We start from the raw sequence: 12,989 nt of genomic DNA, 5'->3' as shown, positions 1-12,989 counted from the left end.
CAACCCTGGCGCCGGCGGCAATTCACGGCAATCAGTGTTTTTTACGGTTGCGCCGCATGTCGATCGACACGGCGGCGACGATAATCACGCCTTTGATGATGTCCTGAATGTAAGAATCGACGCCGATAAAGGTGAAGCCGCTTTTGATCAGGCCGAGGATCACCGCGCCGATCAGCGTGCCGGTGATGCGCCCGACGCCGCCCATCAGGCTGCTGCCGCCGATCACCGCCGCGGCGATGGCGTCCAGCTCGTAGGACATCCCCATGCTCGACTGGCCGCTGCTGACGCGCGCCGCCAGCACCACGCCCGCCAACCCCGCCAGGCCGCCGGCGATGGTGTAAACCGTCACCAGGTACTTATTGACGTTGATGCCGGAAACCCGCGCCGAGGTCATGTTGCCGCCGATGGCGTAGATGTATTTGCCGTAGCGGGTGTGCTTGAGTGCGATATGGAAGATCACCGCAATCACCAGGAAGATGATCACCGGCATCGCGCCCTGGCCGATTGACGTGAAGCCGTCCGACAGGAAGCTGACCGGGTTGCCCTTGGTGTAGTACTGCGCCAGGCCGCGCGCCGACACCATCATCCCCAGCGTAGCGATAAACGGCGGAATGCCGGTGCGGGTGATCAGGAAGCCGTTGATAAAGCCGCAGACGATGCCCACCCCGATCCCCGCGCCGATCGGGATCGCCGCCGGCAGATCGAACAGCCCCGGATACATCGGCGAGATGCTGTCCGAGGTCTGCGCCAGGCTGGCCGCCACTACCGCAGTCAGCGCAATCAGCGAGCCGGAGGAGAGATCGATGCCGGTGGTGATGATCACCTGGGTGACGCCCACCGCGATGATGCCGATGATCGCCACCTGCAGCACGATCAGCAGCAGGCGGTTCGGGTTCAGCAGGAATGACTGATCGCGCATGTACCAGCCGAGGATTTCGAAGATCAGCGCGATGCCGATCATCACGATGAAGATACCGGTATCCTTCGGCATTTTGCCGCTCAGCCCGGAGAACAGTGTTCCCTTGCCCGTTGAATCGGCGGAGAGCGGCTTCTCAATCTTTACGTTACTCATGATGTTCACCCTTCGTTATTCTGAGGCCAGCGCCAGGATCTTCTCCTGGTCCGCGTCGTCTTTGTCCAAAATGCCGGTGATGCGGCCGCCGTGCATCACCATCACCCGGTCGCTCATGCCGAGGATCTCCGGCAGCTCGGAGGAAACCAGAATGATGGCGACGCCGCGGTTGGCCAGCTCGCTGATCAGGCGGTAAATTTCCGCTTTCGCCCCCACGTCGATACCGCGCGTCGGTTCATCGAGGATCAGGATTTTCGGCTGCGCCAGCAGCCAGCGCGCGATTAAGACCTTCTGCTGGTTGCCGCCGCTGAGGTTATTGATGATCTGATCCATGGTCGGCGTTTTGATGTTGAGCTTTTTAATCTGATCCATGCAGTCTTTGGCCATCTGCACGTGGCTGACCAAACCGTTCTTGCCGATGTATTCCGACAGGTTGACGATGCTCATGTTCTCGACCACCGACAGCACCAGAAACAGGCCGGATTTCTTGCGGTCTTCGGTGAGGAACGCCAGCCCGCTCTCGATCGCCTTCGCCGGGGAATCCACTTTTACCGCCTGGCCTTCGATAAAGATCTCGCCGCCGTCCGCCGGGTGCATGCCGAACAGGCTCTCCATCACTTCGCTGCGCCCGGCGCCCACCAGCCCGGCAACGCCGAGGATCTCGCCGCGCTTGACGCTAAACGATACGTCATGGAACCAGCCGCTGCGGCGCAGCCCCGCCACCCGCAGCACTTCCTCGCCGATATTGTTGTTGAATTTGGGGAACATCTGCGTCAGTTCGCGCCCCACCATCATGGTGATCAGCGACTGTTTGGTCAGGTTTTCGGTTTTGTCGCAGGCGATGAAGGTGCCATCGCGGAAAATGCTCACTTCGTCGGTGATGGCGAAGATCTCATCCATCTTGTGGCTGATATAGATGATGCCTTTGCCTTGCTCGCGCAGTTCGCGGATGATGGCGAACAGGTGCACCACTTCGCCTTCGGTCAGCGCCGAGGTCGGTTCATCCATGATCAGCACGTCGGCGTTGTAGGATACCGCCTTGGCAATCTCCACCATCTGTTGGTTGGCGATGCTCAGCTCGCCCACCAGCGTCTCCGGCTGCAGTTTGATGTTCAGCCGCGCCAGCAGTTCGCGGGTCTGTTCGTTCAGCTGTTCGTGGTTGACGAACCCCAGCCGCGCCGGTTCGCGCCCCAGCCAGATGTTTTCCGCCACCGTCATGTAGGGCACCAGGTTCAGCTCCTGGTGAATCATGGAAATACCCGAATGCAGCGCCTGCAGCGTATCGCTGAAGGTGACCGGCCGGCCTTTGATTTTGATCGAGCCTTCGTCCGGGTGGTAGATGCCGATCAGGCATTTCATCAGCGTCGATTTGCCCGCGCCGTTTTCCCCCATCAGCGCGTGCACGCTGCCGGGTTTGATTTTAATCGAGACCTTATCCAGCGCTTTGACGCCGGGGAACTGCTTGCTGATGCCTTCGGCCTCAAGAACATAAGGGTACATACCGCTTACCTCCGCACTGACCCACGTTTTCCGCCGCGCTCGCTCCACACCGGCGCCCGCGGCGGGCTTCAAGGCTTATTTCTTGTTTTTATCGGCGAATTGCTGGTAATTGGCCTGGGTGATCAGCTGGTAAGGGATCAGCACGTTGCTTTCCACTTTCTCGCCTTTCACCAGTTGAACGGCGGTCTGCACCGCGCCTTCGCCCTGGCCTTTGGCGTCCTGGAACACGCTCAACGCCAGATCGCCCTTCTTGATGAACTCCAGCGCGTCCGGCGTGCCGTCAACGCCGGCCACCAGCACGCCGGATTTCTTGGCCTGCTTCAGCGCCAAAATAGCGCCGATGGCCATTTCGTCGTTGTTGGAGGCGATGGCGTCTATCTGCTGGCCGGACAAAATCCAGTCGGTGGTAACGTCCACCGCCTCTTTGCGGAAGAACTTGGCGGTTTGCTTGTCGACTATTTTGATGCCGGGATAGTTGGCCGCCACCTCTTCCACGCCGCGGGTGCGGTCGCGCGTGGCTTCGCTCGACAGCTCGCCCATCAGGATCATCACGTTGCCCTTGCCGTTCATCAGCTTGGCCAGCGCCTCCATCTGCAGCTTGCCGGCTAGCTTGGAGTCGGAGCCGACGTAGGCCATGCCGGCCGGCATCGCCACTTCCGGCTTGCGGTTGACGAACACCAGCGGGATCTTGGCCTTCTCGGCCAGCTTGATCATCGGCTTGACGCCCTGGGTATCCACCGGGTTGAGGATGATGGCGTCGACGCCCTGGCTGACGAAGTTTTCGATTTGTTGAATTTGCTGCGCGATGTCGCCTTTGGCGTCTTCGAACTGGCCGCTGACGTTACCGTCGGCCTTCATTTTGTTTTGCATCGACTGGCGCAGAATGGTGAGGAAGTTGTCATCGAAGTAAGCCATGGAAACGCCGATCTTGATGTCTTTCGCCAACACGCTGGCCGGCAGCATGCACATCAGTACCGAGGCGGCGATCAGTTTCTTCAGCTTCATGTTCGTTACCCTTTAATCGTTAGAATGAAGAGGTCTGTTGGTTGACAGCTAATGAAAAATATTTTTTACATTCAAACAACAATACGGTCGGTGTTATCCCTTTGATACGGCGAATTTACCGCGTTATCGCCGTATAAAGGTCGTTGGAAAAATGGTGATCAATATCTCAAAACAGATTAAAAACAACCAATTGAAATAAACCCCTGGCACAACAAACGGCACCTTCAGCACGTTTTTAAATGTTTATTTCATAATTTAGATTATTGAAACTTTTTAACCTAAACAAGCGAAACATGCATTTTGGAATGGCTTATTAACAAAAACATGACACGGATCTAACAAATGAAATGAAAGCCGCCGGCGAGCGTTCCTCTTTCGTGCGCCGGCAAAAACTGCGAGCGGCCACGCAGTTTGCGGTTTCCGCGTTTCCCGACCATCCTTACTCGGCAATAATGGACATATCCCTATCTCAGGAGGACCTGACATGCAGCTCAGCAGTAAGGTGCGGATGAACCGCCTGTTCAACAACGGCAAGTGCCTGGATGTGGCGATCGATCACGGCATCGCCAACGAACCGGATTTCTTGATCGGCCTGGAAGATATCGAACGGGTGATGGGCAACCTGATCGCCGCGCGCCCCGACGCCATTCAGGTCAACTACGGCCAGGCGGATCTGCTGCAGCGCGCGCCGCAGCGCGAAAAACCGGCGCTGGTGATGCGCACCGACGTCGGTAACGCCTATAACGCCGCGCGCCACCGCGAAATGTGGGCGGTGCTGCACAACCCGGAGGCGCCGATCCTCGCGGCGCTGCAAATGGACGCCGCCGCGGTGGTGGTCAATCTGTATATGATCCCGGATGAGCCCGGCATTTTCCGCCAGTGCGTGGAAAACATCGGCCGCCTGCGCCACGCCTGCGATCAATACGCCATGCCGCTGATGATCGAACCGCTGGTGATGGCCCCGGCCGGCCAGGGCGCCGCCTACGGCTCGCTCGGCGACGTGGAGAAGATCGTGCCGCTGGTGCGGCTGGCGCGCGAGCTGGGCGCCGACATCATCAAGGCCGACCCGACCGAACGGGTGGAAGACTTCCACCGCGTGGTGGAAGCGGCGCGCTGCCCGACGCTGGTGCGCGGCGGCGGCAAGGGGGAGCTGGGGCCGGTGCTGGAGAAATCCGCCGCGCTGATGGCCCAGGGCGCCTCCGGCATGGTTTACGGCCGCAACGTCTATCAACACAGCAATCCGTCGCAGGTGGTGCGCGCGTTGATGGCAATCATCCATCAGGGCGCCAGCGGCCAACAGGCGCTGGAGATCTACCACCAGCAGTGACCCGCTTTTGTAACTAAAATAAGCCCCCCGCTCCCCGGCAGCATGCTATAACCTGCTGCCGGTAACTGCAGCTTGCCTCATTCCTCGCTAGAATACGCCGTGATATCGCCATTCGGAGAACCGCCATGCCAAAACAACGGGTGCCGCTCAAGCTGAGCACCTCCATCACGCTGATGGTGTCCGCCATCATCGCTTCGGTGCTGCTGGTGGTGTTCGCGCTGTTTTTCGTGCAGATGAGCCGCGAGGGGCAAGATCAGCTGCAGCAGAAAGCCATCGCCGTCGCCAATACGCTGGCGCTCTCCAGCACGGTGGTTGACGGCCTGCAGCGGCGCGACCAAAGCGGCACCATTCAGCGCTTCGCCGAGCAGGTGCGCCATCAAAACGAGCTGCTGTTCGTGGTGGTGGTGGATATGCAGGGTATCCGCTATTCGCACCCCAAACCCTGGCTGATCGGCCAGCATTTTATCGGCGACGATCTGGCGCCCGCGCTGCAAGGCAACGTCAACAGCGCCATCAACCGCGGCACGCTGGCCCCGGCGCTGCGGGTGTTCGTGCCGGTGTATGACGCGCAGAAACAGCAAATCGGCGTAGTGGCGCTCGGCATCGCACTGGATACCGTGCAGCGGGTGGTGGCGGAGAGCCGCTGGATCATCTATTGGACCATCGCCTTCGCCGCGCTGGTCGGCAGTCTGGGCACCTTCTTCCTGGTCTCCGCGCTCAAGCGCATCATGCTGGGTTTCGAGCCTTACGAAATCTCCAACCTGTTCGAACAGCGCAACGCCATGCTGCAATCGATTAAAGAAGGCGTGATCGCGGTCGATAATGAATCCCGCATTACCATCGTCAACGACGAGGCCAAGCGCCTGCTGCGCCAAAGCGGCCCGGTGGAAAATCTGCTGCTGGAAGCCGCCAGCAAGCATTGGCCGGCGCAGCTGCATCTGGCGGAGGTGCTGGCCAGCGGCAAACCGCTGCGCGATCGGCAGATCAGCTTCAACGGCAGCGAACTGCTGACCAATACCGTCCCGGTGATCGTCAACGGCCAGGTGACCGGCGCCATCGCCACCTTCCGCGACAAGACCGAGGTCAGCCGCCTGCTGCAGCGCCTGAGCGGCATGGCGCACTACGCCGATGCGCTGCGGGTGCAGTCGCACGAATTTATGAACAAGCTGCACGTGATACTCGGCATGCTGCACATGAAGGCCTACCAGCAGTTGGAAAACTACATCATCAATACCGCCAGCAACTATCAGGAAGAGATCGGCGCGCTGCTGCGCAAGATTCACTCGCCGGAAGTGGCGGGCTTTTTCATCGGCAAGATCAGCCGCGCCCACGAAGCCGGCGTTGAGCTGACCATCGAGGAAACCAGCCTGCTGCCGGAAACCGACGACGCGGAAACCACCCATGTGCTGATCAGCGTGCTCGGCAACCTGATCGAAAACGCCATCGACGCCATCGACGGCGTTGAGGGCCACGAGATCGGCCTGAGCTTCCATCATCACGACGATCAATTACACTGTATCGTCAGCGACGACGGCCCCGGCATCGATCCGGCGATCGGCGCGCGCATCTTCGAACACGGATTTTCTACCAAGGGAACGGGACGCGGCATTGGCCTGGCGCTGATCCGCAGCCATCTGGAGAAACTGGGCGGCAGCATCGATTTCGAATCCGAACCGGGCGAGCTGACCCAATTTTTCGTGCACCTTCCCTATCAGGCCAAGAGCAGAGCCCATGATTAACGTACTGATTGTCGACGACGACCCGATGGTGGCGGAGCTGAACAAATACTACCTGAGCCAGGTCAGCGGTTTTCACTGCCAGGCGACGGTCGCCACCCTGAACCAGGCGCGCGCCCTGCTGGCCGATGCCGACGTCAGCATCGATCTGGTGCTGCTGGATATCTACATGCAGCAGGAGAACGGGCTGGATCTGCTGCCCGGCCTGCGCGAACTCGGCGAGAAGACGGATGTGATCATCATCTCCTCCGCCAGCGACGTGAACACGGTGCAAAAGGCGCTGCACTACGGCGTGGTGGATTATCTGATCAAACCGTTCCAGTTCAGCCGCTTCAAGGAGGCGCTGAGCCACTACCGGCAGCAGTCGCAGATTCTGGCGCAGCGCGAGTTTTCGCAGGCCGACGTCGACAGCCTGCTGCGCCGCCAGCCCGGCGGCCAGGAGAGCAAGAAGCTGCCGAAGGGACTGACCAGCATTACCCTGAGCACGGTGTGCGAGTGGATCGAACAGCAGCATGACAGCGAATTCTCCACCGACAACCTGGCCAACGCCATCGGCATTTCGCGGGTGTCCTGCCGCAAGTACCTCATCTATCTGGCGGAGAGCGGCATTCTCGGCACCCGTATTCTGTACGGCGCCACCGGCCGCCCGGTCTATCTGTATCAGCTGAAACCGGACGCGATCGCCATGCTGAAAGAGCATTGCCGCCCGGCCTAAACGACGCCGGGCGCTGATGGCGCCCGGACGGTTAATGTTAGAAGCTGTGCATGTAACACTTCGCCTCGCGGTGAGGATCTTTCGAGTGTCTCCGCAGGCAGCGCTGCTTTTTCTCCTGCTGTTCCAGGTGATGCTGCTGCCGTTTGGCGCTCTCTGCCGCCTCGCGCTGCTGTTCGCGCGCAATCGCCTGCTCGTTGGCCAGCGTCAGATTATCGACATTCCACACCTTGTGGCGCAATGCGTCGCGCTTTTTCTGATACTCCTCGGTGACCTTGCTGTCCTTCGGCGCCGCCGCATGGTATTCCAAATCCACCCGCGCCTGCGCGAAGCTGGCGCAACACAAGGCCGCGCCGGCCAACACTATCCTTTTCATTAATGATTCCTTTTACATCGTTTTACTCTGCGCGCACGCCGGCTCAACAACCGTTCGGCGATGCCGGCGGCTTTTCCTCTGAACGGGGCGCGCGCTGCCCGCCGGTGACGGGCGCTTTGCCGGGCTCGATACCGCACTCCGCCAGCCGCGCCAGCTCTTCCGCATCGCGCTCTGCCGGCGGCGCTTCCTCGTTCATTTCCTGCCGCAGATCCTGCGCCAGCGCTTTCAGCCGCTTTTGAAACAGCACCGGCGACACGCCTTCACATTGCCTGTCGTAGCGCGCCGCGCCGGCGCTTTGGCTTAGCGGCAGCAACAGCAAGAGAAAGATCGCGGCCATGTCCTTCGCCATGGGCAACTCCTTTGATTACACCGAAATAAACCGGCAGTTCCCTATAAGGAAAACGAATTGTCTGCTAACGCAATAAATGGTCGGGCCACGGCAGAATAACGTAGGAAAGGTAAACCCTTCGACAATATCGGCAGAATGCGCGCATTAATTTGGCTGAATATATTTAGCGGCTTAACGATCGAATATTTTCGACCCATCGAAGGTGCCGCCAATGCCGACATTTCCTTCGTGCAATACCGAGGAGGCGGACTCGCCCGCCATGATGCGCTGCCGCTGCTCCCGCGTGGCGGGCTGCGGCTGAGACCAGTCTGGGGACGTCGACGTCGGCTGAATCGCGCTGCAAGCGCTCAACAACAATAACGATGCCGGGGCCCAATAACGCCATGTCATAGTTTTCTCCTTAAAGGAAATAAAATACCCGCAGCCGGCGGCAAGGGTAAATAAAAAAATGACTTTCTTTAGTTTAATAACCGCCGTTATTTCAACGCCGCCCGCCGATGTTAATCACCTGGTTAACCTATTAACCTGAAATAAACATTTTCGCTTAGCCACCCGATAATTCGCAGGCAATAAAAAAGGCCGGACTAACCCGACCTTGTTTGACCGTTCGACGCGCTTAGACCAGCTCGATCACATCGAAGTTGGCTTCGCCGCTCAGATCGGCGTCGTAGTCAACGCCCTGCAGACCAAAGCCGAACAGGCGCAGGAATTCCGCCTTGTAGCCCTGATAATCGGTCAGTTCGTTGATGTTGTTGTCGTTCAGCTGCTGCCAGATTTCACGGCAGGTCTCCTGCACGGCGTCGCGCAGTTCCCAGTCATCCAGACGCAGACGGTGTTTCTCGTCGGTATCCGGCGCCGCACCGCTGTACAGCTTGGTGGCGAACAGACGCTGGATCTGCTCGATGCAGCCTTCGTGAATGCCCTGCTCCTTCATGATCTTGAACACGATGGAGATATACAGCGGCATTACCGGAATGGCGGAGGAAGCCTGAGTCACCACCGACTTGAGCACCGCAACGTAAGCCGCGCCGCCTTTGGCCTGCAGCTTCTGGTTGATGGCGTGTGCCGCGCGATCCAGATCTTCTTTCGCTTTGCCCAGCGTACCGTGCCAGTAGATTGGCCAGGTCAGATCGGTACCGATGTAGGAGTAAGCGACAGACTGCGCGTTATCCGCCAGCACGCCCGCTTCGTCCAGCGCGTCCATCCACAGCTGCCAGTCCTGGCCGCCCATCACCTTCACGGTGTCGGCGATTTCTTGCTCGTTGGCCGGCTCGACCACGGCTTCAACCAGCACGTCTTTGTTGGTGTCCAGCGCGACGGATTTGTACGGCTCGCCGATCGGCTTCAGTGCGGAACGCACCACTTCGCCGGTTTCCGGCATCTTACGCACCGGCGAAGCCAGCGAGTAAACCACCAGGTCAACCTGACCCAGGTCTTTTTTGATCAGATCGATCACGGTCTGACGGCACTCGTTGGAGAATGCGTCGCCGTTGATGCTTTTCGCGTACAGGCCTTCTTCTTTAGCTGCCTTGTCGAAACCGGCGGAGTTGTACCAACCGGCGGAACCGGTTTTGCCTTCGCTGCCAGGCTTCTCGAAAAATACGCCGATGGTGGCCGCACCGCTGCCGAAAGCGGCATTGATGCGCGAGGCCAGACCGTAACCGGTGGATGCACCAATGACCAGCACCTTTTTAGGCCCGTTTTTCAGTTCGCCGCGCGACTTAACGTAGGCGATTTGCTCACGGACGTTGGCTTCACAGCCTGCCGGGTGAGCGGTGGTGCAGATAAAACCACGAATTTTAGGTTTGATAATCATAGTAATTTTTTCTTGGTAGCTAAAAACCGAAGGACAATATACCTGATTTTCTCGATATACTTAAGAAAGTGCGAAAACAAGCGCAGTGAACAGACCAGTTTAGTCGAGGGATCAGGGTTGCCCAACTCCGCATCGTGATGCCTCCACGCGCCACGCTTCGCACCCTCAGCGCGTTCAAGCCTTCCCTCTTCAAATCAGCAAAAGTTGATCATGCTTCTGGCGTTGCGTTATGGTGTGGCTGTTTTTCGGTCGAATATCAGGGAAGATAAAATCACCAGGAACAGTAATGGAACCGACTTTATATTATATTCTTTCAACTCTCGCTGCCGCGGCCTGTCTGGCCGTGAAATACGGCTTCAGACCGCCTCTGGGTTCCAAGGGTTATGTCGTTCTGGTTACGATATGCTTTTTAATCCTTTGCTGGCAATTTACCCTTTTTGCCAACGGCAACGCGATGTTTATTGCTGACTCTGAAACATGGGCCAAAGAAAATTGGCCTCTACGCTACTGTGCGTTGGGGTTTGCTCTTGCACATGCCTTCGCCACTTTCGAATCCTCCAGAAGAAAGAAAAAAGACAAACTTTCCTGAAGACGTCACCACCAAATGAAACGCCATTTGGTGGTGACAAGGTAGATCCATTACGCCTTGTTCTTTTCCATCTGCTCAATCAGCGTATAGCGCAGCGATGAAGCATCGGCCGGCACGTTCTCCACCGGAGTAACAAGCACTTTCAGCCGATACTGATAGCCCGGTTCGAAGGTGAAACCCTCGATACCGGTATAGAACAACTCCCACGGCTGCTGCGCGGAACGGCGCACCTGCATGCACTTCATCGGGCCGACGCCCACGCAGTCCACCAGCGCGCTGTTCACCAGCAACACCTCCGTTTGGCCGCCTTTCTCGTTCGCGGGCTGATTCATCGAGGTTCCCTCCTGGCTGCAGCCGGCCAGCGCGGCCAACGCAACAAATAACAACGCTTTAATTTTCAATGTACTGCACCAATAGTCATGTAGGTCAGGCGATCCTAACAAATTGACTGGATGAATTGAACCTCGCTTCGTATCGCAGGAGCGACATTATTCGTGCGCGTTTATTCTCCAAACTCATGCATTACAGGACAGAGGTCATGACGGTACGCTGTCATTTTTATCATCGGCTTCAATGAGAAAACCGGCGGTGCGAATCGCCGCCCTCACCTGCCTGGCGTCCATCACCGCCGTTTTCACATAGCCAAAAAAGGCTACCCGCGTGCCAGGCAAACGGATTGGCGTCGCCAGTTGGGCACTGAGTTCACGATTGCGCTGCGCCATCAGCTCGGCACGCGCCCGCCAAAACGCGGCGGGGTCGGTTGGGATTTCAGTCTCGGTTTCGAACAGCGACGCCAATTCGCTGAGCGCCTCCCACTCCGCCAGCAGGGCGGCAACCATTTCAGGGTTGGCCATCTGCCCCCAGTCAGAGGGTAAAACCCCCTCACGCCACGCCTCGAGATAGCCGGGCAACGCCCTCTTCAACTGGTTCAACCGATCGTTCAACACAGGCTTCCTTTTACAACGCCTAATACTTTGATATTCCCCATAATGCCACTCTCATTTAACCGGTGATGGGAGCAATGACCGGAGCTTATCAGCGCCATAAATGATGTAATGACTTTTGGTGCGGCTAAATTAGCGATATGTGCGGGTGGGGAATAAGGATGGAGATCGGGTTGGTGGCTATGACTCGAAAAGAGGAGCGGGGATTGTTGGTGGTGCCTTAAATAGAATTTCCTTATAAATCAATCACAAAAAAAAGACCGAATACGATCGAGGTAAGTTAAAATACAATTAACTAAATCAATTGCATTGATAAACAGGATTCGATGATTGCAAAGTGACCATATGGTTTTGTATGTCATCATTATTTAGAAATGATTAATCAATTCACACACATTGGTTTATATTTTCATTAATCGTGCGGAAAGTTTAAATTCAGCTCATCACTCAACTTTCTTATCCGATCAACTACTATTGGCATTGGCCTTAACTCATAACAATCCAGTATCTCTGATACATGCTTTGGTGAGAAAAATTTAGCTTTATAGTTTTTCATTACATCTGACTTCTTGGCTCCAGATCTTGTTAGCAGCAAGGAATAAACCTCTATTGCTGAATCAGTTGAAAGTGAGAATCGGCTATCTACTTTTGAGAATGCTTTGGCGATCCCCTCCCAAATTTTTATTTCTCGCTCTGGGGTTCTATCTTTTCTAAATTCATCCATCCATTCAGATAGTGAATCAGAAAATATATGCCCTAATATTCTATACACTATAGAAACTCTTCTTTCTTGGTCATCGGTTAAAGTTGAAAAGAACATACTCTGTGTATAAACATCTTCAATATTGATCCAATAATAAGGCCTCTCACTTTGTAATTCTGAACTATCAAGCATGTCTGGAATGTATACAGGATTATCAATTGACATGCCGTGCTCAATGTTAATATTATTACAAATTTCCAGGATGATATCCTTACCAACATCTAATGGAATGCAGAAAAACTCTCTTCTATTACTGATCCTATACGCTTTCAGATTGTGGTGTATGATTTTCTCTGCCCTTTTATAGTCAATCACTTCGCATGCAAAGACGACATCGAAAGGCTCTGGTACACCGGTCGCACCATTATAAATTTGGAGAGCTCTTTCTGAAGGATTATTCTTAGTGAATCCAATTTTAAAAATATTCTTCTGAAATGAATCATTTTTAAGTATATATACATAACCAGAAAAATTAGTCAAAACTGTTCTCCATGTTCACAACACAACGGCTAACACAAATTCAAAAAAAATAAGGCAGCGATTAACCCAGCACTTTGAATAACTTCTCATATTTACAACCCCGGGAATCATCGCCATTATTATTCCGGTTATTTTTTCAATGCTCTCTTGCAATGCTGCCTTATGATAAAATTCAGGTCCAGCTTCATCTTAATGATATCGTCCAGCGGAGACATCTTCAACCTTTGAATGAAAATCACCCAAACACTCCCCTAGATACAAGTTGTCTCGTTAAGGCCCTTTGGATTTAGGTATTCCAAGAATCGAATTTTCCCATCGTT

Annotated in this window: 14 protein-coding genes; 4 read left to right on the top strand and 10 right to left on the bottom strand. The window is 55.6% G+C overall.

The annotated features are described in order from the left end of the window. Positions 1–31: 31 nt before the first annotated feature. The 3 genes from ACJ8HT_RS11630 to ACJ8HT_RS11620 form a co-directional block, all read right to left on the bottom strand. Positions 32–1,072, bottom strand: coding sequence for an ABC transporter permease (locus ACJ8HT_RS11630; RefSeq protein ID WP_197651977.1), 1,041 nt, complete (start codon positions 1,070–1,072; stop codon positions 32–34). Positions 1,073–1,087: 15 nt separating this feature from the next. Continuing rightward, positions 1,088–2,572, bottom strand: a complete 1,485-nt coding sequence (locus tag ACJ8HT_RS11625) for a sugar ABC transporter ATP-binding protein (RefSeq protein ID WP_197651978.1) — start codon at positions 2,570–2,572, stop codon at positions 1,088–1,090. A gap of 75 nt (positions 2,573–2,647) precedes the next feature. Next, positions 2,648–3,577 carry a sugar ABC transporter substrate-binding protein gene (locus ACJ8HT_RS11620; protein ID WP_197651979.1) on the bottom strand — a complete coding sequence of 310 codons (930 nt, stop codon included), beginning with the start codon at positions 3,575–3,577 and terminating at the stop codon, positions 2,648–2,650. Between the two features lie 484 nt (positions 3,578–4,061). Between ACJ8HT_RS11620 and ACJ8HT_RS11615 the strand changes: the two genes are divergently transcribed. The 3 genes from ACJ8HT_RS11615 to dcuR all read left to right on the top strand — a co-directional run bounded on the left by ACJ8HT_RS11615 (position 4,062) and on the right by dcuR (position 7,355). After that, positions 4,062–4,904, top strand: coding sequence for a class I fructose-bisphosphate aldolase (locus tag ACJ8HT_RS11615; RefSeq protein WP_047727766.1), 843 nt, complete (start codon positions 4,062–4,064; stop codon positions 4,902–4,904). A 125-nt stretch (positions 4,905–5,029) separates the two neighbouring features. Then, a complete protein-coding gene (locus ACJ8HT_RS11610; protein WP_164268211.1) occupies positions 5,030–6,643 on the top strand; it encodes a sensor histidine kinase in 1,614 nt (537 codons plus the stop codon). After that, entirely contained in the window at positions 6,636–7,355 is a 720-nt protein-coding gene (dcuR, locus tag ACJ8HT_RS11605) for a two-component system response regulator DcuR (protein ID WP_060419412.1), read from the top strand. The genes ACJ8HT_RS11610 and dcuR overlap by 8 nt, the downstream gene beginning before the upstream one ends. Positions 7,356–7,392: 37 nt before the next feature. Here dcuR and ACJ8HT_RS11600 read toward each other — a convergent pair whose 3' ends face one another. The 4 genes from ACJ8HT_RS11600 to fabV form a co-directional block, all read right to left on the bottom strand. Further along, a complete protein-coding gene (locus ACJ8HT_RS11600; RefSeq protein ID WP_060419415.1) occupies positions 7,393–7,728 on the bottom strand; it encodes a hypothetical protein in 336 nt (111 codons plus the stop codon). A gap of 43 nt (positions 7,729–7,771) precedes the next feature. Further along, positions 7,772–8,077, bottom strand: coding sequence for a hypothetical protein (locus ACJ8HT_RS11595; protein ID WP_197651980.1), 306 nt, complete (start codon positions 8,075–8,077; stop codon positions 7,772–7,774). A gap of 171 nt (positions 8,078–8,248) precedes the next feature. Then, the gene (locus ACJ8HT_RS11590; RefSeq protein WP_064291234.1) at positions 8,249–8,467 is read right to left on the bottom strand and encodes a hypothetical protein; all 219 of its coding nucleotides are present in this window, start codon (positions 8,465–8,467) and stop codon (positions 8,249–8,251) included. A gap of 226 nt (positions 8,468–8,693) precedes the next feature. Further along, positions 8,694–9,893, bottom strand: coding sequence for an enoyl-ACP reductase FabV (gene fabV / locus ACJ8HT_RS11585; protein ID WP_048322950.1), 1,200 nt, complete (start codon positions 9,891–9,893; stop codon positions 8,694–8,696). A 286-nt stretch (positions 9,894–10,179) separates the two neighbouring features. On the opposite strand from fabV, the gene ACJ8HT_RS11580 reads away from it, so the two are divergent. Further along, positions 10,180–10,482 carry a hypothetical protein gene (locus ACJ8HT_RS11580; RefSeq protein ID WP_049202506.1) on the top strand — a complete coding sequence of 101 codons (303 nt, stop codon included), beginning with the start codon at positions 10,180–10,182 and terminating at the stop codon, positions 10,480–10,482. A gap of 50 nt (positions 10,483–10,532) precedes the next feature. Here the strand turns inward: ACJ8HT_RS11580 and ACJ8HT_RS11575 are convergent, their stop codons facing one another. The 3 genes from ACJ8HT_RS11575 to ACJ8HT_RS11565 form a co-directional block, all read right to left on the bottom strand. Further along, complete coding sequence (locus ACJ8HT_RS11575) at positions 10,533–10,883, bottom strand: DUF4377 domain-containing protein (RefSeq protein WP_060419421.1); 351 nt, start codon at positions 10,881–10,883, stop codon at positions 10,533–10,535. Positions 10,884–11,018: 135 nt separating this feature from the next. Continuing rightward, positions 11,019–11,426: a hypothetical protein gene (locus ACJ8HT_RS11570; protein ID WP_197651981.1), complete on the bottom strand. Its 408-nt coding sequence runs from the start codon at positions 11,424–11,426 to the stop codon at positions 11,019–11,021. A gap of 412 nt (positions 11,427–11,838) precedes the next feature. Continuing rightward, on the bottom strand, positions 11,839–12,669 hold the full coding sequence (locus ACJ8HT_RS11565; protein WP_197651982.1) for a GIY-YIG nuclease family protein: 831 nt from the start codon (positions 12,667–12,669) through the stop codon (positions 11,839–11,841). Positions 12,670–12,989: the final 320 nt, after the last annotated feature.

Origin of the sequence: Serratia sp. CY44782, assembly GCF_052168715.1 — a bacterium.
GTDB classification, from domain to species: domain Bacteria; phylum Pseudomonadota; class Gammaproteobacteria; order Enterobacterales; family Enterobacteriaceae; genus Serratia; species Serratia nevei.
The sequence above is the reverse complement of the archived record's forward strand: the minus strand, read 5'-3'. Positions and strand labels throughout refer to the sequence as shown.